Origin of the sequence: Gluconobacter sp. Gdi (assembly GCF_014132155.1) — a bacterium.
In the GTDB taxonomy this organism is placed as follows: domain Bacteria; phylum Pseudomonadota; class Alphaproteobacteria; order Acetobacterales; family Acetobacteraceae; genus Gluconobacter.
In genome coordinates this window covers 198,271-217,368 of sequence record NZ_BLJQ01000001.1, presented here as the reverse complement: position 1 = coordinate 217,368, position 19,098 = coordinate 198,271, and the positions used below count along the sequence as shown (strand labels likewise).

Below are 19,098 nucleotides of genomic sequence, written 5' to 3'. Positions count from 1 at the left end.
GAGTTACGGCTGTCGAGCCGCACTCTGATCAGCCTCTCCAGCAGGGATGTCTTTATCGTGCTGAGCGTAAAGATAATCATCCCGAGAAATCCAGAGCCGATAGTGTTTCAGGAAATCACTCCCAAGAAGAGCCTCACTGCCCGGAAGGCTTTCAACGACATCCAGCCTGATATTCTTGAATGCGATATCTCCTACCTCCAACGTAGAGAAGAGATGTCGATAAATTTTTATCGGTTCGCGGGTAACACCATAGCCAGGAAAGACAGGATCGTTACTCAGCATCGCTCGAGTGACCCCTGCCCTCCGTGCAACGCTCATTGTCACAAGGCTGGAAGAGGCCCCGGTATCCAGAACAGCATCGGCTGATTTGCCATTGATCTTGATCTGCAGCCTTGTTTTCAACCCATCATTAGCTGAATGGGTGACAGGAATTTTGTGGATTGTGCCTTCCCATCCTGGCGTTGCAACCGCGCAGTCTTCGGTGCGAACCAACTGGACAACATGATCAGGCATGTCGACGATTGTGTCGTAATTGGCAAGAAACTCCTGCCCGAAAAGACCCACCACCGGAAGGCCGTCAGCTTTCTCCCCGAATTTTCCACCTGCAATGGTGACAATATTTCTGGCGCTGGAAGGCCCCATTTCCAAGCTTTTGATCATAACAGCCTGAACAAGCTCGCTTCCCCCCACACCCGTCATAGTGCCCACTGGGCCCATAACTTCCAGTCCAAGGGGCAAAATGTAGGAGCTTCCAATAACCGACGTAGCAGCCCCTGTGTCGATGATGAGTGCGGCTGGGTGACCGTTGATACCAGCCCTGACAATCGGAGATCCCGAGCTATTAATGATTGGCATGACGCCGCTGATATACAGCTTACATTGATGCGGCCCCGTCGGCGCACAAGCCGACAGAGCCACAGCAAGCAGCCCAACGGCTCCCAGTCGCTTCAACACCCACATTCCGGCACACATCCACCAAACGTTTCAAACAGTTACACTGTTCGCACCTCACGTTTTTCCTGCAAGTCATTTTTTTTGCTCGAAAAAAGCATTTTTTTTAAAAACGCTCTTGCCACCCCCAGAGCACACTGCTAAATCACCGCCACCGACCGAGAGGAAGCCAACACGGCCCCGAACGGACGGTCCAAAAATCGCCTAAAGCGATTTGCGGGTGTAGCTCAGTTGGTTAGAGCGCCGGCCTGTCACGCCGGAGGTCGCGGGTTCGAGCCCCGTCACTCGCGCCACTCTTCAAAGAGTGGCGCTGATTAACTCCCCCTAAAAATTCTATCTTTATCAAGCATAGAGCTTTTCCGTTTTTCTCGTATACGGAAAGAAGTGTTACGCTTGGCTACAAAGAGCCATCGGTTTCGTAAGAAATCCTTAACCGGCGAGGCAGACACTCTAAGCATCCCTCATCTTTGCAGGATGCAATTTATGTCTTCCATCTCCTCTCTTGACGCAGTTTCCAATCTATCGACGCTCTATGGCACAGCCGCGAATCAGAGCTCGAACACGACGCCCTCCTCTTCGGCCGAAGAGACAACCACGACGACAAACGCCGATGGCTCTGTCACCACCACGATTACGGATTCTTCGGGCAATATCATTTCTGAAACAACGACGAACAGCCCGTCTGACGCTACAGACAACCACAGGGACCTGCATATTACGGCCTGATCCCAAGGCAATCAGGCCGTCAGATAAACTTCCAACACCTCATCTGGAGGACCATCCATCCGGATCTTCCCATTTTCCAGCCAGATAACCCGTGTGCACCATTTCCGCATGATGTCTGGCTGATGGGTCGAAATCACAAGAATATCTGCATGCTGGACCATGCCTTCCAGCCGTTCTCTTGCCTTGTTCATAAAAGCACCATCGCCAGCCAAAAACCATTCATCCATCAGAAGAATTTGTGGCGTCATGGCCGTTGCCAAACCAAAAGCCAGGCGAACCGTCATTCCTGAACTGTAGGCTTTGACAGGCATATCCATATAGCTGCCCAGATCTGCAAATGCCTCAACATCCCGATCCAACTGAGCCGTCTGCTGCTTGGAAAGACCGCCGTGCAGGCCGAACAGACGGATATTCTCACGCCCAGTCAATTCTGTGTTCATGCCAAGACTGCTATCCAGCAGCGTCCCAATCGAACCTTCCAGCCGAACACGCCCCTGTACGGGTTCGTAAATGCCTGCAAGCGCACGGAGAAGCGTGGTTTTGCCCGCGCCATTGCGTCCAATCAGACCCAGTCGCTCGCCGGGGGCAAGACTGAAGCTGATATCCTGCAAAACACTGACAATGGTCCGCTCCCGGCCATCCTGCACCAGATGTGCCGCCGGAGAGCCGGGACGAAAACTGGAAAGCTTGTCCCCGACATGCCGCTTCAACGAGCGGCTTTGCCCATGATACAGGGGAAAATCGATCCGAAGCTGATCAACGACAATACTTGGCATTCTATCAGATCCAGTACGGAATACGGGCGCGCATACGACAGAACAGCGCAGCGGCGCCCCCCCAAAGAAGAATGCCCTGCCCGATTGCAGCATACCAGAGGACGGGCCGAACTTCGTATCCCATCAATGGGCCACGCATGATTTCCAAAATGGGGTAGAACGGATCCAAAAGAAGGTACTGACGTCCCACATAGATCAGATCCGGTTTCCAGATCACGGGTGTGACGAAAAAGAAGATCTGCAGAAGTGACGCCATGATGGGTGCGATATCTCGAAAACGCGCCCCAAGCATCCCGATCAGCAGAATGATCGAAAAGCTGTCCAGCAGCCAGAGCGGCACACTCAGCAGCAGGCTCCAGCTGTGCTTCGGCCAAACGTGATAGATGCCGAACACAACGACAATGACCACAACGTTGTGGAGCAACATCAGCACGTTACGGACAATCAGTCGAATGACCGGCAGTGTGGCGGGAATCCGTCTGGCATGAAACAGCGATGTACTCTGCGTAAAGGCCGTCGCAGCATCGTTTATGACGCCGCTGATATATCCCCACAATACAATTGAAAGCGATAGAAACGGCAGGTAATGCGGCAGATCCATATGGAAAAGATAGCCGTAGACCACCCCCATGGCTGCCGTCATGATCGCGGTCGAAATTGTCAGCCAGAATGGCCCCAGCACTGACCCGCGATATCGGAGCTTGATGTCCAGCCAGCCAAGAGCAACAGCCAGTGGCAGCAGCCGAAAGCCGGCCTTCAGGTCATCCAATGCGGCCCGGATACGGCCGAATCCCTTCTGCGGAGCCAGATCGAGTATGGGAGTACGGGAGTTGCTGTCTTCCATGGGCTTCTCCCTACCATGAAAGACGTTTCTGCCCACCCCTGCGGGCCGTCGAAACATCTGTCCGCAGATAAAAGAATGTTTTCCCTTGCATCTGGCCGCGTCCTCGCCGAAATGCTGCGGTCATGTCTTATGCTGTGAAGGAAATGTTCGTCACCCTCCAGGGAGAGGGTGCGCAGACGGGTCGCGCCTCGGTATTCTGCCGGTTTGCCGGGTGCAACCTGTGGTCAGGCCGAGAGCAGGACCGTGAAACGGCAGCATGCCGCTTCTGCGACACGGATTTTATTGGAACCGACGGTGAAGGAGGCGGCCGCTTTCAGGACGCAGCCACTCTGGCGGATACGATCGAACACTGCTGGCAAAGCGTCGCTGATGCTTCGGGCCGCCGTTATGTTGTGTTCACAGGAGGAGAGCCACTTCTCCAACTGGATGCGGAACTGATTGCTGCCGTGAAGGCCCGGGGGTTTGAGATTGCCGTTGAAACCAACGGAACAATCGCCGCACCGGACGGGATCGACTGGATCTGTGTCAGCCCCAAACCGGGTGGCGCCCTGGTCCAGAAAAATGGCTCGGAGCTGAAGCTCGTATATCCACAGATCGAGCTCCCACCCGAACTGTTCGACACGCTGTCCTTTCAGCACTTCTGGTTGCAGCCAATGGATGGACCGAACCGCCTGGAGAACACGCAGGCTGCTGTTGCGTATTGTCTGGCACATCCGCGCTGGCGCCTTTCCCTGCAAACTCACAAGATGATCGGAATTCCATGAGCAACGCCGCCCTCGTCCTGTTTTCTGGCGGCCAGGATTCAGCAACCTGCCTCGCCTGGGCTCTCTCCCGTTTCGATCGTGTTGAGACCGTAGGTTACGCTTACGGACAACGACATCTTGTCGAGCTTGAGTGCCGTGCCACCCTGCGCGCGCAGATGGCAGCCCATTCTGCAGAATGGAAAGCAAGGCTGGGTGAAGATCATACCATTGATTTGGCATCCCTTGGCGCCCTGTCCGAGACCGCTCTGACCCGAGAAGCCGAAATTGGCTTCAACGAAAGTGGTCTGCCCAATACCTTTGTGCCAGGTCGTAACCTGATCTTCCTGACGTTCGCAGCCGCATTGGCTTATCGTCGCAACGTCAAGCATATCGTTACGGGCGTCTGTGAAACCGATTATTCGGGCTACCCGGACTGCCGCGACGATACGATCAAAGCACTGCAGGTTGCCCTGAACCTGGGCATGGACCAGCGCTTCGTGCTGCACACGCCCCTGATGTGGATCGACAAAGCTCAAACTTGGGATCTGACGGAAGAACTCGGCGGAAAAGCGCTCGTAGATCTTATCAATCAGGAGAGCCACTCCTGCTATATGGGAGATCGCACACATCAGTACGCCTGGGGCTATGGCTGTGGCACATGCCCGGCCTGTCAGCTCCGTGCTGAAGGCTGGCGCCGTTATTGCGAGAGCAAAGCATGACCGCAGAACTCGTCTTTACGCGCCGTTTCTGCATGGGCCACAGGCTTATTACTGGCACCAGTGAGAAGTGTGCGGTTCCGCATGGGCATAATGAATATGTGAAGGTGACACTCCGGCCCGTTGACGAGAAACGGCTGGATGGTCACCAGAACATGATCCTGCCATTCGCAGAGGCCAAAACCCGCTGGCATGATTTCGTAGACAACAGTCTCGACCATGCTTTGCAGTTATCGGAGCGAGACCCGCTGCTGGCATGGTTCCGGGATCACGAGCCTGAACGCGCACGCAGGATCGTCGTCACGCCAGGCGACCCCACGACCGAAGTCATGACCGCGCTTCTGCTTGCCAAGCTGACAGCCATTCTCGCCGATCAGGGCGGAAAGCTTCGCGTTCATGAAATTGAGCTTGAAGAAACCCCGACCAACACGGTCAAGCTCAGCGGCGATCCCTCATTCTATCTTCCGCAAGTCGAGCGCGCTGCCCAAGCCTGCTGGTGGAACCGGGCAGACATGAGCATATCGGATCTTTAAAGCCTTTCAGCTTCGCAGAAGAGACAGGATCTCCATGCGGGCTGCATGGTCATGCTTCCAGGTTCCACGGGCAATCATTGTAACCGTAGTGGAACCCGGCGAGCGTACACCGCGCATACTCATGCACATATGCTCGGCTTCAATCACAACGAGCACAGCTTCCGGCGCCAGCACATCCTCCATGGCCTGCGCGACCTGATCGGTCAGGCGCTCCTGCAACTGGGGACGTCGAGCAAAACCTTCCACAACGCGCGCCAGCTTACTAAGGCCCGTCAAACGCCCGCCTGCCGGCAGATAGGCCACATGCGCCTTACCGTGCACCGGGAGAAGGTGATGCTCACACATGGAATGGAAATGGATATCCTTGACGATAACCGCACCATGGTGCTGGTCTGCTGAGAACTGCGTCTTCAGATGATCGCGCGGGTCTTCATACAGACCTTCGAACACTTCCAGATACATCTTTGCCACGCGCTGAGGCGTGTCATGTAAGCCCTCGCGCTCCGGATTTTCTCCGAGCGCTTCCAGAATTGTACGAACTGCGCCCGCAATCCGCTCCTGCGCATCGGCAGGCCGAGACAAGCCTTCGAGCGGGCGCAGGTCTTCATTGCTGGCTTTTGCAGCCGTGGCGTTCCGGTCAGTCATGTCGGGTTTCAGGCTCCTTCGTTCCCCGAAGCGGCACGATCCGGGTCACGCCGGGTCACATCTCCGCTGGTTCGAGGCAGGACTGCTAGCGCGTCCGCCACCCGACGTCCACCAATCACACGCCCTGCCGCTATTTCCGCCAGAGGTTCGAGAACAAACGCCCGTTCAAACAGATGGGGGTGCGGCAGCGTCAAAACACGGTCAGAAATACTGCATTCATCATAATGAAGAAGATCAATATCGATAGCCCGTGCCCCCCAGCGGACACCCGGCTGCCGACCCAACTCCCGCTCAATCCGCTTACAAATCGTCAGCACTGCATGAGGACGCAGCGTTGTCTGACCCGTTACACACAGATTGACGAATCCCGGCTGATCGATCCCACCCCACGGTGCACTATCGTACAGGGACGAGACGTTCAGAAGCTGCAAGCCGCTCTCCAGAGACAAACAATCTATTGCAGCTGCCAGGATTGCCTCACGGTCCCCCAGATTGGCGCCCAGCGAGAACGCAACCTCATGAACCCGCTGGCGCTCAACTGTCGTCGCGGTTTCCGATACGGGATAGGGCACGGGTGCAGACGGCTTGCGCACGGTCACAAGAACCTGCTCAACACGCCCCAGACGCCTCAAAACCTCATCAGCAATCCGTCCCGCCAGGGCCTCTATCAGGCCCATGGGCTTTCCGGTCACGATGTCAGAAGCGATATCGCACAAAGTGCCGTAGCAGACGGCCTGAAGGTAGTCGTCTGTTTCGATAGCCCCTGAGAGATCTGCACGAATCTCGATATCAATGATGAAGCGTTGCCCGATCCGGTTCTCTTCCGGCAACACGCCATGATAACCGAACAGACAAAGATCCCGAACAAAGACGGCAGTCAGCGGGGCGGTAATCATTTACAGTCCTTCAGGATCTGGCGCATTGCCAGCGCATCTGCATGCTCCCGAACGTCATGAACACGCAGAATATCAGCGCCAGCATCTGCACCGAAAAGATTGGCAGCCAGGGTTCCCGCCAGCCGTTCGTCTACAGGGCGCCCTAGAAGATATCCAAACATAGACTTCCGGGAGAGCCCCAGAAGGACAGGCAGACCATACTCCTGTTTCAGAATACCAACGGAGGCCACAGCCTGAACGTTCTGATCCTGTGTTTTTCCAAAACCAACTCCCGGGTCCAGAATCAGAAAGTCTTTCTTTACCCCGGCCTTCTCAGCCAGATTGAGTGAATGATCAAAAAACCGGTGCCAGTCCGCCAGTAGGTCCAGTTGATCATCGCAATCGTGCCGATTGTGCATGAGAACCGCCGAGGCTCCCCTGTCTGCCACCACGAACGCCATATCTGGATCGGCCTGAAAGCCCCAAACATCATTGATAACTCGTGCACCCGCCTGAAGAGATTTCCGAGCTACCACGGCTTTCGTTGTATCGACCGAGATCGGAACGCCCTCAGGCGCAAGACGGTTAATAATCGGCTCAAGCCGTGCCCATTCTTCATCGGCCGGCACTGAGCGAAAACCAGGTCGCGTTGACTCCGCCCCGATATCCAGAATGTCGGCACCATCAGTGAGCATGGACCGGGCGTGTGCCAGCGCTGTTTCCGGGGCCTGAAAATGACCGCCATCAGAGAACGAATCCGGCGTAACATTCAGGATACCCATCAATAAGGGCTGTCTTCCTGAAGGGGAGCCAGAAAGACGTGAAGCGCTATTTTCAGACGGAAACAGAGAGAACAGTTTCGATATACCTTAGTGCAAGAAGAGCCGGAGAATCCCAGCTTCTTCAACTGTAAGAGACCTGCATCGTAGTCCGCCCGCATGTGAACGGACAGTGGCGAAATTTTCGCCTTTCTACATGGAAGACGATCTTCACAAGAACGCCTCCATGCTCATATGGCACTCAATTACGGCACTAATTGGGATCCGAAATTTACGCTTTTCACATTCCCGGCGATGGCCCTTCCGGCACCTAAGAACTTCTCTTAAGAATTCAGGATTTTCTAGCCTGCTCCAGGAAGGCTTCCATCTGCTCTTCATTAAGAGCACCTGGAGCAACGGCAGCCGAACCGAAAATAAACGTCGGCGTCCCGTCAAGATTGATGGCACGGCCCTGATCCAGATTGGTCGTAATCAGAGCGACAGTTGCCGGCGAGCTCATATCTGCTTTCAGGCGATCGGCATCCAGACCGTTTGCCTTCGCAAGCTCCGTGATCCGTTCCATGGTCGGCTTGGTGGTATCTGCCATCAGAGCCTGACGCATCACGTCATATTTCCCCTGCGCGCTGGCAGCGAAGATGGCACGGCTATCGAGCACGCTGCCGCTCCCCAGCACTGGAATAACCTTTTCAACCAGACGGACATCTGGATGACGGGCCAGAAAACGATCAACTTCCGGCATCATGGCCCGGCAATACGAGCAGCGCGGATCAAAGAATTCCACCACGGTAATTTTTCCGTGCGGATTACCCCGAACAGCATAGTCGGGAGCCGTCTGTAGATCATGCAAATGCGTTTTGACAGCCTCAAGAGCCGAATCCTGCTTCTGCTGCTCCGCCTTCTCTCGCAGGGAGCGGATGGCATCCGTCAGAATGGAAGGATCTTCTTTCAGAGCCTGCCGAAGGATCTGAACCACTTCGGCACGCTGTGCAGGCGTAAAGTTTTCTGAGGGGCTTCCCGAAGCGGCCATCGCAGCATTCCCGTAGGAAGAAAGCGCAGCAAAAACGGCAAAAACCGTTGCGGACAGGCGATGTTTCACAGAAGGCTCCGGATTGCAGAAGACGCGGCACCGTAACTGTCCGCGGCCATTAATGAAAGACTGTCACAAAGAGAAGCGACCAAGACCTCTCCCACAACAGAGGGATTACCGTTATGACTGAGCAAACTGAATGTGAGGTCTCTTCCGAATGGGGTGCATCTCACTTGCCGGACCCGAGACCAGATAGTGGAGAAACGCCAGGTGGCGCACCGTCGAAACCAGATTTCCCTCCGCGGCTCCCGTAAGGCAGGCCGCGTGTCGTTCCACCTTCTGGCTTCGGTAGCCTCAGGGCTCCTGCTGACCGCCTGCTCAAGTATTCCTGGCTTCACGTCCCTCGTGGGCACAGCTCCCGCCCCGGCTCTCACAGGCAGCATCGGCACAGTGGTCGCTGACGAACCACAGGCAGCACTTGTTGGCCACGATGTTCTGGCACGCAAAGGCAATGCTGCAGACGCCGCCGTGGCCACAGCCATTGCCCTTGGTGTGACCCTTCCCTCCCGCGCGTCTCTGGGCGGTGGAGGCGCATGCCTCATATCCCAGCCCGGCGCCCCCGCGCAGAGCATCAGTTTCCTGCCCGCCGCTGGCAGCAGTGTGGGCGGCAATCGCCCGGCATCTACTCCCGCTACGCTTCGCGGCCTGTTCCTGATCCATCACCATTATGGCTCGGTTGAATTCAACGACCTGATCGCCCCCTCGATGAACCTTGCCAGCAACGGCATTACCGTCAGTCGCGCCCTCGCCTCCGATCTGGCAGTTGTGCGGACGGCCCTTCTGGCTGACGAGAATGCCCGCGCTATTTTCGGACGTGGCGAAGCAGGAACCTTGGCGTCTGGTGATAATCTGATCCAGCCTCGCCTGGCTGGCTTCCTGGAGCGTATCCGTTCGGCCGGCATTGGCGATCTGTATAATGGTGCCCTTGCAGACGTTTACAGTACGGCTGCTCAAAAAGCTGGTGGGGGTCTCAACACCAGTGACCTGCGGAAAACGCTCCCGGTCGAGACGGTCGCTCTCACCACACAGTCCAACGGCATCAGCGCTTCGTTCCTTGCACCACCCGCTGATGGTGGCCTTGGCGCAGCCATTCGCTATACAACCGGTTCATCAGCCCAAGGCGCTGTCAGCGCCTGGCGCGCTTCGGGCGCAACGGATATCGCTACCGCACAGGCAGCTCTGGATAACGGCAAGACAGGAGGTAGCGCTCTTCCTGCACTTCCCGCCTCCACATCCTTTGTCGTCACGGACCGTAATGGCATGGCCGTTGCTTGCAGCCTGAGCGAGAATAATCTGTTTGGAACAGGCCGTATCGCTGGCAGCACAGGCATCGTGCTTGGTGCATCTCCCGCCGCGACACCTCGCCCCCTCCTCGCAGCGGCAATTCTGAGAGACCGTCGCGGATTGAAGGCTGCGATTGCGGCATCTGGCCAGAATGACGCTGCGGATGCTGTGGGCGATGCGGCACGGGCCGCAACTCAGGGGGCAGAAATTGCCCATTCTGGCTCAGGTCGCGTCAATGCCGTGACATGCACAGGCGGCAATAACTGCCACGGAAACACTGATCCACGCGGCGCAGGCCTTGCCGCTGGAACGACGAACTGATCACCCGGTAAAACTTCTTACCAAGCTCCCCGCCACCAGCGACCAGCCATCAACGATCACAAAAAAGATCAGCTTGAATGGCAAAGACACTGTGCTGGGGGGGAGCATCATCATGCCAAGGCTCATCAAGACACTCGAAACAACGAGATCGATGACGAGGAATGGCAGATACAGCAGAAATCCCATTTCAAAACCGCGCCGCAGCTCTCCAATCATGAAAGCCGGCACAAGAACACGCCACGGTGTGTCCTCAATTTTTTGAGGCGGCTTTTCATGGGCAATGTCCAGAAAGGTTGAAATGTCTGCAGGCCGTGCCGTAGCGGCCATGAAATCATGAAAAGGCTGCGCAGACCGGCTTAGCCCTTCCATCTCACCAACCTGCCCCGCCATCATGGGAGCAACGCCTGTATCCCAGGATTTCTGAAGCGTAGGCTGCATCACAAATAACGTCAGAAAAAGCGCCAACCCGATCAGAACGGTGTTCGGCGGCGTGCCCTGCGCGCCGAGTGCGCTTCTCAGCAGCGACAACACAATCACGATCCGCGTAAAGGCTGTCACCATCACCAGAAGACTGGGGGCAAGCGACAAAACGGTGATGAGAGCACTAAGCTGCACCAGCCTGCTGGTCGTTCCAGCCCCGCCGGACTGCCCCAGATCAATACTGACGGCCTGACCATATGCCAAATGCGGGCACAACAGACAGAGCAGGAGCGCAAACAGGAGAAGGCAGGACTTCACGAAGCCTCCTCCAGTGCTGCAGCAAAACCGGTTCTGTCACCATGCCATTCCAGCAGCACATCCTGACTGCCACCAGTCAGTACCAGAACCTCACGGCTACCGTACCGTATGACTGAAAGTCGCCGGGTGCGATCCAAGGCCATCTGTCCCACAAGAGACAGCCCCGCACCGGACTTTCCATGCCCTCCCCGGCGCGAACTGACGAGCTTCAGCAAAGGCTTCAGACAGACAAGAAGCACAATTATGAACATCAACGCCGAACAGGCAGTCAAACCGTCATGTAAGGTCATGGCACCGTATTTCCTTCACTTTGGAAAAGAGTGCCGGATAAAGATTAATAGACGCCTAATAACTGCCGAAATTCTCCTCATCAGGACCCGGATTATTATCGGAGGCCGGAGAATCATGGATGGTATCAACCATTCATTAAGCACTTTCCGCCATGATCAACTCTATCGGGCCGAAACAGGGTTCTGCATGGAGGGAAACTGCAGCAATGCGCAACACGGACACCACAGCGACCAGTGGCACAAACCTGTTTGCCCTTGGTCAGGACCGTCTGAACTGGCTTCAGGCGCGTCAGCAGGTTCTTGCAGGTAACATCGCCAATGCAGATACCCCTGATTACACGCCCAAGGATGTCTCCCCTTTTGAAGCGGCATTAAGCCAGTTCGAGATCACGCCCACGGCGACGCAGCCTCAACATATAGGCTCATCAGCCTCCGTCACGCATGTGCAAGACGTTGAAACCGAGCAGTCTCTGGATGGCAACCAGGTTTCCCTCGATCAGCAGATGGAACAGGTGGCAGACGTGAGCGACCAGCAGCATCTCGCAGTCAATATCTACGGAAAATACATGAGCATGTTTCAGACAGTTCTCGGCAAATAAGGGGAGCTGACCCATGAACCTCTCCAACACCATCGGCATTTCTGCCAGCGGGATGGATGCTCAGGCCCAGCGCCTGCGGATTGTGGCCGAAAACCTTGCCAACCAAGACACGACAGGCTCCACACCCGGCGCGGATCCCTATCGACGAAAAACCATCACCTTCGCAGAACACGTGGACAACGACACTGATCGTTCCACCGTCGATGTGCAGGAAATCGGCCGGGACATGTCTGACTTCCAGACAAAGTATGACCCGTCTCATCCTGCGGCCAATGCACAGGGTTACGTAAAAATTTCCAACGTGGATTCAATGGTGGAGATGATGGACATGCGCGAAGCCGAACGCTCGTACGAAGCCAACCTCAACACCATGCAAAGCACCCGTACCATGCTGTCCCGCACACTGGACCTGTTGAAATAACTCATGATCACGTCCCTCTCCCAAGCGCATAGCGCATATGCCCAAAGCCTTCAGAGCCGCTTTCAGACAGGAGTGACGGACGACGTTCCTGATGGCACGGCTGCCTCAGGCGATTTTGGCTCTGTCATGTCGCAGGCGGTCAGCAGCGTCCTCAACACTGGCCATGACGCAGAAGCACAGTCTGCTGCCGGACTGCATGGCGGCGGGGACATGACCCAGATCGTCACAGCCGTATCCAACGCCCAGCTCGCGCTTCAGACGTCCACGGTCCTTCGAGACCGAATGGTGCAGGCGTACCAGGACGTTATGAAAATGACGATCTGACCAATGCAGGCAATCGATCTGGGCGCGATTCTGGAGCAGACCTTCATTGTCGCCCTCAAACTGAGCGCTCCGGCTCTCCTCACTGCGCTGGCCGTTGGTCTGTTGGTGTCACTCTTTCAAGCCGTCACGCAGCTGAATGAGAGCACATTGTCCTTTGTCCCCAAAGTGATCGCCATCGGTGTTGTCATGATGATGGCAGGCTCCTTCATGACGGCAACCCTGCTGACGTTCACCCGACATCTGTTTGATCAGCTCATTCTCGTCGGAACAACGTGACATCGTTTCCTTTTCCAACGGTTCTGTCCGGACAGGTTCTGACAGAATGGGCCTTGGCGTTTGTGCTGGTTCTTTGCCGAACAGGTGCAACAGTCATGGTGATGCCAGGACTAGGGGAACAGTCACTCCCCATGATGATCAGAGCAGGAATTGCCCTGACACTTACCTTTCTGATCGTGCCGTTGGTCCTCCCTTTGCTGAACACCTCTCAGCTCGACACACTTGGCCCGATAGCTCTCGCAGGAATGATCTCTGTGGAGCTTTTCGCTGGCCTGCTGATCGGATGGATTGCACGCCTGATTACGATGGCGCTCCCTATTGCCGGTCAGATGATCGCCATGTTCATCGGTATTTCCAGCGTGCTCCAGCCAGACCCCGACCTTGGCTCCAGTAGCTCAGCGCCCGCTCGCTTCATGAATCTGCTCGCCCCTCTGATCCTGTTGATCACCGGTGCCTACCTTTTGCCAATACACGCAGTGATTGGCAGCTACGGCCTCATTCCACCGGGAGGGCCCCTCATGAATCATGCGGCAGTTCCGCACTGGCCCATTCTGGGAGATGCCGCTCGCAGTATTATTCAGATGACGGGCAAGGCTTTCACTCTTGGCCTGGAACTCAGTGCTCCATTTCTGATCCTGTCGCTTATCTGGGAAATGATGCTCGGCATCATGACGAGGCTGCTCCCCAATCTACAAATTTATAATGCCGCCAACCCTTTACAAATGTTGGGGGGCATTGCGCTCCTGGGGTTAACACTTCAGGCCATGCTGACAGTCTGGCAAGGACAGGCTTTTGATGTGCTCCGCGCACTGCCGGGGCTTTAACGCGTGGCAGACGCAGAAGACAGAACAGAAGCCCCTTCGCAACAAAGGCTCCAGAAAGCCCGAGACGACGGACAAATCGTTCTTTCTCGAGAAGCCATGAGCTTTACTGTCCTGCTCGGTGGCCTCCTGGGTATTTTCGCGCTTCTTCCGTTTTTGGTGCCCAACTTTGTGCACAGCATGAAAAGTCTCATGGCCAATGCCGGAACCATTTCGATGGTACAGGGCGACCTTCTTTCCACAACACAACACACCATCACCGCAGGGCTTGCACTCGCCCTTCCCGTAGCAGGGCTCATCACGGCACTCACGCTCGGTGTGGGCTTCCTGCAAACCGGCTTTCTGATTCATCCCGGATCATTGCTGCCCAAAATGTCCCGCGTTTCTCCTATGGGAGGTCTAAAGAGGATTCTGGGCGGCGACACCTTGCCGGATACGTGCAAAGCGCTCGTCAAACTGCTGATTTTCGTAACTGTACTCTGGCACTTGGCGAAAGGCATTATCCCTGACGCCCGGAGTATGACAGGCCTCAACGCAAGCGCCATTCTGACGACTGTTATTCGTCTGGGGCTCAGTGGCGCCACAGGCATGATTTTGGCTCAACTTGTGATTGCTGGAGGCGACATCTTCTGGATGCGATTTCGGCATACAGCCAAACTCAAAATGAGCCGGGAAGAGCTCAAGGAAGAATACCGAAATACTGAAGGCGACCCGCACGTTAAAGGAAAACTGAAAGCCATGCGCGCCAAGGTGGCCAGGCAGCGCATGATGGACGCCGTAAAAACCGCCACGGTCATTGTGACTAATCCAACGCACTATGCCGTCGCACTTGTTTATGAAAAGGGCGCATCAAGTGCCCCTAAGATCGTTGCCAAAGGTGTTGACGACGTAGCCGCGCGCATTCGAGAGCTAGCACAGGACCATCGCGTACCCATCGTAGCGAATCCTCCTTTGGCCCGCGCTCTTTATCCCTTGCCTCTCGAAAGTGAAATTCCGGCAGAGCACTTCAAGGTCGTGGCCGCAGTCATTGCTTATGTGTGGAAACTCAGAAGGCCAGCGGGCAACCATTCTCCGATCAGATAAAAAGAATCTTCTTTTTTCTAATGCTACCCCCTTGGCGAAGCCTCTTGTTCTCATGATATGGTGACCAGAACATTTGTGAACACGACACCTCAGAACACGATGAAATTCTCTCCGGTGAGAGGTGCCCTCCTATGCGGAGGGCGTGGCAAGGTCTATCGTGTTCCTACCCACCAGCCATGAACGATTACGAGGATTGAATGGACAAGACCAAGGCGCTTGAAGGCGCTCTCAGCCAGATCGAGCGTGCGTTCGGCAAAGGGTCGATCATGCGGATGGGCCAGCGCCCGAAAGAGCAGGCTGACGTCATTTCAACCGGTTCCCTAGGGCTTGATATCGCCCTCGGAATTGGCGGCATGCCCCGCGGCCGCGTTGTCGAGATTTATGGGCCGGAAAGCTCGGGCAAAACCACGCTGGCACTGCATGTTCTGGCTGAAGCACAGAAAAAGGGCGGTACGGTCGCCTTTATCGATGCGGAACATGCGCTTGACCCTGGATATGCCAAGAAGCTCGGCGTTAACGTCGATGACCTTCTGCTGAGCCAACCGGATGCCGGTGAGCAGGCGCTGGAAATCGTCGATACGCTGGTTCGTTCCGGCGCCATTGATGTTCTGGTTGTGGACTCAGTGGCCGCGCTGGTTCCGCGAGCAGAACTCGAAGGCGATATGGGCGACAGCCACGTCGGCCTTCATGCCCGCCTCATGAGCCAGGCCCTGCGCAAGCTGACCGGAACCGTCTCACGATCGAACACACTGGTCATCTTCCTGAACCAGATCCGCATGAAAATCGGCGTGATGTTTGGTAATCCGGAGACCACAACCGGCGGTAACGCACTGAAGTTCTACGCTTCCGTTCGTCTGGATATCCGACGCATCGGCTCCATCAAGGACAAGGATGAGGTCGTTGGAAACCAGACGCGCGTCAAAGTGGTCAAGAACAAGATGGCCCCGCCGTTCCGTCAGGTTGAGTTCGACATCATGTACGGTGAAGGCATCAGCAAGGTCGGTGAGCTTCTTGATCTGGGCGTGAAAGCGAACATCGTCGAGAAATCAGGCGCATGGTTCTCTTTCGATAGCCAGCGCATTGGTCAGGGACGTGAAAACGCCAAGCAGTTCCTGCGAGACCATCCTGAAATGGCGCAGGAAATCGAACGGCGTGTCCGTGCTGAAGCCGGGGTCGTGGCAGAAGCCATGATGACAGGCCCAGAGAGTGACGACGACGCATCAACTGCAGACTAATTTCCGCAAAAAGAGGCTCCAACAAGGGGCCTCTTTTTTTGACTTTTCGTCGAGGCGCAGAAGCCCGCACCTCATTGCCCCTTCCCCAACCACGAACGACCAAGCTTAATCAGGGTATAAAAAAAGGATCAGGCGAACCTGATCCTTTTACCGTGCCGAATTTCCAGAAATTATTTCAGGCAGCAGACTTCACGGGGCATAGCTTGCTGCGCAGACATGCCCATGTTTTTGCTCCCTTGATAATCGCTCTCGCAATGGCCGGAGTGGTTGTCGGCCGAAGCAACCGCGGATCATAGCCCGCAAAGCGGCGGTCATTCTCATCAAGGCAGAGCTGCATCAGGTCAGGAACATTGACGTCCATATTCGTCATGTCCTTGGCCCCAGTGACCGTGAAATTATTGTCCTGCGTGTGCTCTTCACCGCTTTCGTCGATGCTGCGCGCCAAGCCCATGCGCTCATACGCCAGGAAGATCCAGACGCCGATAACACGCGCTTCAAACCATGGACGCTTCCAAAACGGCATTGTTGCCCGATGCCAGGCCAGCCAGTTCGCAAACAGCAGAATATGGCGGCATTCTTCCTGCATCACAGGCTCAAATGTCTCGATCAGTTCCGGCGGGAAGAGTCCTGCACGCTCAGCCAAGGCAAAAAGGCCAAAGGCGAAGAAACTGTCCACACATTCAGAGAAGCCCGTCACCAGATAGGCCCATTCCGTGTCTTTCGGCTCCACATAGGGAGGCTCAGGCGCCATCGGAATTTTGTAGGCTTCAACCAGCTTGGTCAAAACTTCCTTATGGCGATTTTCTTCCCAGGCATTGCGGGACAGAGCGTCCTTCATGTCCGGGTCATCAATCATCGCCGCATAGGCGGCCATACGGAGGCGTGCCTTGCCTTCAGTCTGAACAGCGATATCCCAGATTGGCAGGGACGTAATGCGGTGCAGCGTTTCCGGATCAAGTTCCGGCCAGTCAATGACCGAAGGCTTGTATGGATTGAACGTGTCGCGGAACATCTGCGCGACAGCCTTCTTGTGCTCTTCCGTTCCCGGCTTGAGAGGCCCCTTGATTGGGCTGCTCCAGTGGCGCGCTTCATAATCGACGCGCTCAAGCGTCTTCTCCGACGGTGCGTCGGGAAGGTGGGAATAGATTTCGGCCAGGCTTTTCATGATAGTCTTCGCGGCGTGCCCTGCGGCACGCCGTGCCCCTTGGAGCTTGTAGTTTTACTTCAGGTCGGTCGCGGAGTGGATGATACGGTGAACAAGCCCGTAGTCGATCGCTTCCTTCGCGGACATCCAGTAGTTGCGGTCCGTATCCTTGGCGACCTTCTCGTATGTCTGTCCCGTTTCCTTGGCGAAAATCCGGTTCAGACGCTCACGCATCTTGATGATCTCACGGGCTTCAATGTCGATATCCGTTGCCGGACCGCGCACACCGCCCATCGGCTGATGAAGCAGGAACCGCGTATTTGGCAGGCAAACGCGACGCTCCGGGCGGCCCGCTGCATAAATCAGCGCACCTGCGGAGGCGACCCAGCCAGTACCAATCATATTGATGGGCGCAATCGAATCCACGAAGCGGATCATGTCATGGATGGTGTCGCCACTCTCCACATGTCCACCCGGGGAATTCACATAGACGTCGATCGGCTTGTCGGACGAACCGGCCAGCGCCAGAAGGCGCCCCGTCACGTCACGGGCGATCTTGTCGTTGATCCCACCAAAGATCAGAACCTTGCGCTGGTCGAACAGGCGGCTTTCGAGTTCGCTGATCGGGCTGTTCAGCGTCTTGTTGTCGTCTTCCGGGGCCTCTGGGGCATCGGGCTCGTCGTCCAGACGGGTAAGGGTCATTCTGGTGATGTCCATGTCGTTTCCAGATCCATCGTGCGTCTTCATCCCCCTATCCTGCTCTTCGTTTGCCTTCATGCCAAGTCCGGGAAAGACGAAGTCTCGCCATCCCGATCACGAACGGCTAGTCTCCGCCCTGTTCAGAGATTTGGCGAAGGCAGGAACGGCACAGTGGGTTCAGGGAACATGACGCATCCCGGGAGAGCGGTAACGCGCAGAAATACGGGAAAGATCCCGTTCATGCTGCTGCTGGCCACTCCCCTCTTTGCCGGCTGCCAGCATCAGGACCCCGTCGACGTACCAGCGGGGTGGTGGCATAGCTTCGAAGGTGGAGAAATTGCCAAGCTGCGTCCGCCTCCGCCGGGCCAGAACGAGCCCTACCCGCATGTAGGGCGCACCCCCACGAAACTGCCGGAGATGCCGTCCCCGGAAGCGCGCATCAACCTCACGATGCAGCTGGAAGCCCAGCGCAATCTTGCCCAGCGTGAAACCGCAGCACGTGGCACATTGCCGGTAGCGCCGCCGCCGCCTCCCCGGACAGCCCCTTCAGCCGTTAATCCAACGGGCACGGACTCAGACGAACAAAACAGCCTGACCATGACCTCTGCCGGCCAGCCCGCTCAGGATGCTGCCGCAACAGATACGGCGACGAGCGCGCCCGTAATGCCCGCCAAGGCGCCCGCACCGGTGAAGACTGTAAAGTCTGAGCAGCCAGAAGCAGAGCTTCCTCCCGTCATCGCCAAATCGATCCCGCCAACACCTCCGGGAGAATATCCGCAGATTGGCGCATTACCGCCACCGCCGCCTCAGTTCCCTGGCTTTGACATTCCGATGGACGCCAATCTGAGCGGCCCGCTTCGCCCGGATATTGACAGCTCCACGCCCGAAGGAACGCTGATCCGCTTTCAGCCTTCCACAGATCATGTAGTGGGCGACCCGTCTGGAGATTACCAGCGTCTGCTGTCCCATCGTGGCAAACAGAAAGTAACGATTCTTGGCTTTGGGGCAGCCATGAGTGCGGATGCAGGGCTTTCCGCCGCAGATCAGGCAAGAGAAATCTCTCTGGGCCTTCTGCGTGCCCGGACCGTAGCTGATGCTCTTGTCAAAAGAGGTGTTCCGGCATCTGACATCAGCATTCATGCGGAAGCCATTGGGGACGGTGTGCGCGTACGGATTGGGGGCTGAGCC

Annotated in this window: 24 protein-coding genes and 1 tRNA gene; 14 read left to right on the top strand and 11 right to left on the bottom strand. The window is 56.2% G+C overall.

Going from position 1 to position 19,098, the window contains the following annotated elements:
• Positions 1-3: 3 nt before the first annotated feature.
• Positions 4-960: a retroviral-like aspartic protease family protein gene (locus JN414_RS00920; RefSeq protein WP_202206330.1), complete on the bottom strand. Its 957-nt coding sequence runs from the start codon at positions 958-960 to the stop codon at positions 4-6.
• A 207-nt stretch (positions 961-1,167) separates the two neighbouring features.
• Between JN414_RS00920 and JN414_RS00915 the strand changes: the two genes are divergently transcribed.
• Together JN414_RS00915 and JN414_RS00910 are read left to right on the top strand one after the other, a co-directional pair.
• Positions 1,168-1,244, top strand: a tRNA-Asp gene (locus tag JN414_RS00915).
• A gap of 190 nt (positions 1,245-1,434) precedes the next feature.
• A complete protein-coding gene (locus JN414_RS00910; RefSeq protein ID WP_202206329.1) occupies positions 1,435-1,677 on the top strand; it encodes a hypothetical protein in 243 nt (80 codons plus the stop codon).
• Positions 1,678-1,688: 11 nt separating this feature from the next.
• On the opposite strand, the gene JN414_RS00905 is transcribed toward JN414_RS00910, so the two are convergent.
• Positions 1,689-2,453 carry an ABC transporter ATP-binding protein gene (locus tag JN414_RS00905; RefSeq protein ID WP_202206328.1) on the bottom strand — a complete coding sequence of 255 codons (765 nt, stop codon included), beginning with the start codon at positions 2,451-2,453 and terminating at the stop codon, positions 1,689-1,691.
• Between the two features lie 4 nt (positions 2,454-2,457).
• Positions 2,458-3,297 carry an ABC transporter permease gene (locus tag JN414_RS00900; RefSeq protein WP_202206327.1) on the bottom strand — a complete coding sequence of 280 codons (840 nt, stop codon included), beginning with the start codon at positions 3,295-3,297 and terminating at the stop codon, positions 2,458-2,460.
• Between the two features lie 122 nt (positions 3,298-3,419).
• Between JN414_RS00900 and queE the strand changes: the two genes are divergently transcribed.
• Genes queE through JN414_RS00885 form a run of 3 tightly spaced genes read left to right on the top strand, consistent with a single transcriptional unit; the run spans position 3,420 to position 5,289 of the window.
• A complete protein-coding gene (gene queE / locus JN414_RS00895; RefSeq protein WP_202206326.1) occupies positions 3,420-4,061 on the top strand; it encodes a 7-carboxy-7-deazaguanine synthase in 642 nt (213 codons plus the stop codon).
• A complete protein-coding gene (gene queC / locus JN414_RS00890) occupies positions 4,058-4,759 on the top strand; it encodes a 7-cyano-7-deazaguanine synthase QueC (RefSeq protein ID WP_202206325.1) in 702 nt (233 codons plus the stop codon). The genes queE and queC overlap by 4 nt, the downstream gene beginning before the upstream one ends.
• Complete coding sequence (locus JN414_RS00885; protein WP_202206324.1) at positions 4,756-5,289, top strand: 6-carboxytetrahydropterin synthase; 534 nt, start codon at positions 4,756-4,758, stop codon at positions 5,287-5,289. The genes queC and JN414_RS00885 overlap by 4 nt, the downstream gene beginning before the upstream one ends.
• Before the next feature lie 6 nt (positions 5,290-5,295).
• On the opposite strand, the gene folE is transcribed toward JN414_RS00885, so the two are convergent.
• From folE to JN414_RS00865, 4 genes are all read right to left on the bottom strand, one after another.
• Positions 5,296-5,934: a GTP cyclohydrolase I FolE gene (folE, locus tag JN414_RS00880; RefSeq protein WP_202206323.1), complete on the bottom strand. Its 639-nt coding sequence runs from the start codon at positions 5,932-5,934 to the stop codon at positions 5,296-5,298.
• Between the two features lie 8 nt (positions 5,935-5,942).
• The gene (gene folK, locus JN414_RS00875) at positions 5,943-6,830 is read right to left on the bottom strand and encodes a 2-amino-4-hydroxy-6-hydroxymethyldihydropteridine diphosphokinase (RefSeq protein WP_202206322.1); all 888 of its coding nucleotides are present in this window, start codon (positions 6,828-6,830) and stop codon (positions 5,943-5,945) included.
• The gene (folP, locus tag JN414_RS00870; RefSeq protein WP_202206321.1) at positions 6,827-7,591 is read right to left on the bottom strand and encodes a dihydropteroate synthase; all 765 of its coding nucleotides are present in this window, start codon (positions 7,589-7,591) and stop codon (positions 6,827-6,829) included. Before folP ends, folK begins: the two co-directional genes overlap by 4 nt.
• A gap of 328 nt (positions 7,592-7,919) precedes the next feature.
• Positions 7,920-8,684 (bottom strand): DsbA family protein, encoded by a 765-nt coding sequence (locus JN414_RS00865; protein WP_167386101.1) that lies wholly within the window; start codon positions 8,682-8,684, stop codon positions 7,920-7,922.
• A gap of 201 nt (positions 8,685-8,885) precedes the next feature.
• On the opposite strand from JN414_RS00865, the gene JN414_RS00860 reads away from it, so the two are divergent.
• Positions 8,886-10,280, top strand: a complete 1,395-nt coding sequence (locus tag JN414_RS00860; RefSeq protein WP_202206320.1) for a gamma-glutamyltransferase — start codon at positions 8,886-8,888, stop codon at positions 10,278-10,280.
• Here the strand turns inward: JN414_RS00860 and fliP are convergent, their stop codons facing one another.
• Both fliP and JN414_RS00850 read right to left on the bottom strand, forming a co-directional pair.
• Complete coding sequence (gene fliP / locus JN414_RS00855) at positions 10,281-11,018, bottom strand: flagellar type III secretion system pore protein FliP (protein ID WP_202206319.1); 738 nt, start codon at positions 11,016-11,018, stop codon at positions 10,281-10,283.
• Positions 11,015-11,308, bottom strand: coding sequence for a flagellar biosynthetic protein FliO (locus tag JN414_RS00850; protein ID WP_202206318.1), 294 nt, complete (start codon positions 11,306-11,308; stop codon positions 11,015-11,017). Before JN414_RS00850 ends, fliP begins: the two co-directional genes overlap by 4 nt.
• 206 nt (positions 11,309-11,514) lie before the next feature.
• Between JN414_RS00850 and flgB the strand changes: the two genes are divergently transcribed.
• The 7 genes from flgB to recA all read left to right on the top strand — a co-directional run bounded on the left by flgB (position 11,515) and on the right by recA (position 16,067).
• Entirely contained in the window at positions 11,515-11,907 is a 393-nt protein-coding gene (flgB, locus tag JN414_RS00845; protein WP_046900068.1) for a flagellar basal body rod protein FlgB, read from the top strand.
• Between the two features lie 13 nt (positions 11,908-11,920).
• On the top strand, positions 11,921-12,328 hold the full coding sequence (gene flgC, locus JN414_RS00840; protein ID WP_046900069.1) for a flagellar basal body rod protein FlgC: 408 nt from the start codon (positions 11,921-11,923) through the stop codon (positions 12,326-12,328).
• A gap of 3 nt (positions 12,329-12,331) precedes the next feature.
• Complete coding sequence (locus tag JN414_RS00835; protein WP_202206317.1) at positions 12,332-12,652, top strand: flagellar hook-basal body complex protein FliE; 321 nt, start codon at positions 12,332-12,334, stop codon at positions 12,650-12,652.
• A 3-nt stretch (positions 12,653-12,655) separates the two neighbouring features.
• Complete coding sequence (locus tag JN414_RS00830) at positions 12,656-12,928, top strand: flagellar biosynthetic protein FliQ (protein ID WP_046900071.1); 273 nt, start codon at positions 12,656-12,658, stop codon at positions 12,926-12,928.
• Positions 12,925-13,752, top strand: a complete 828-nt coding sequence (locus tag JN414_RS00825; protein WP_202206316.1) for a flagellar biosynthetic protein FliR — start codon at positions 12,925-12,927, stop codon at positions 13,750-13,752. Before JN414_RS00830 ends, JN414_RS00825 begins: the two co-directional genes overlap by 4 nt.
• Before the next feature lie 3 nt (positions 13,753-13,755).
• On the top strand, positions 13,756-14,832 hold the full coding sequence (locus JN414_RS00820) for a flagellar biosynthesis protein FlhB (RefSeq protein ID WP_202206315.1): 1,077 nt from the start codon (positions 13,756-13,758) through the stop codon (positions 14,830-14,832).
• A 197-nt stretch (positions 14,833-15,029) separates the two neighbouring features.
• Positions 15,030-16,067 (top strand): recombinase RecA, encoded by a 1,038-nt coding sequence (gene recA, locus JN414_RS00815; RefSeq protein WP_202206314.1) that lies wholly within the window; start codon positions 15,030-15,032, stop codon positions 16,065-16,067.
• Between the two features lie 175 nt (positions 16,068-16,242).
• On the opposite strand, the gene JN414_RS00810 is transcribed toward recA, so the two are convergent.
• Together JN414_RS00810 and JN414_RS00805 are read right to left on the bottom strand one after the other, a co-directional pair.
• Positions 16,243-17,232: a ferritin-like domain-containing protein gene (locus JN414_RS00810; RefSeq protein ID WP_202206313.1), complete on the bottom strand. Its 990-nt coding sequence runs from the start codon at positions 17,230-17,232 to the stop codon at positions 16,243-16,245.
• Between the two features lie 54 nt (positions 17,233-17,286).
• Complete coding sequence (locus JN414_RS00805; protein WP_046900896.1) at positions 17,287-17,928, bottom strand: ATP-dependent Clp protease proteolytic subunit; 642 nt, start codon at positions 17,926-17,928, stop codon at positions 17,287-17,289.
• A 168-nt stretch (positions 17,929-18,096) separates the two neighbouring features.
• On the opposite strand from JN414_RS00805, the gene JN414_RS00800 reads away from it, so the two are divergent.
• Positions 18,097-19,095: a hypothetical protein gene (locus tag JN414_RS00800; RefSeq protein ID WP_202206312.1), complete on the top strand. Its 999-nt coding sequence runs from the start codon at positions 18,097-18,099 to the stop codon at positions 19,093-19,095.
• The last annotated feature ends 3 nt before the right edge of the window (positions 19,096-19,098 follow it).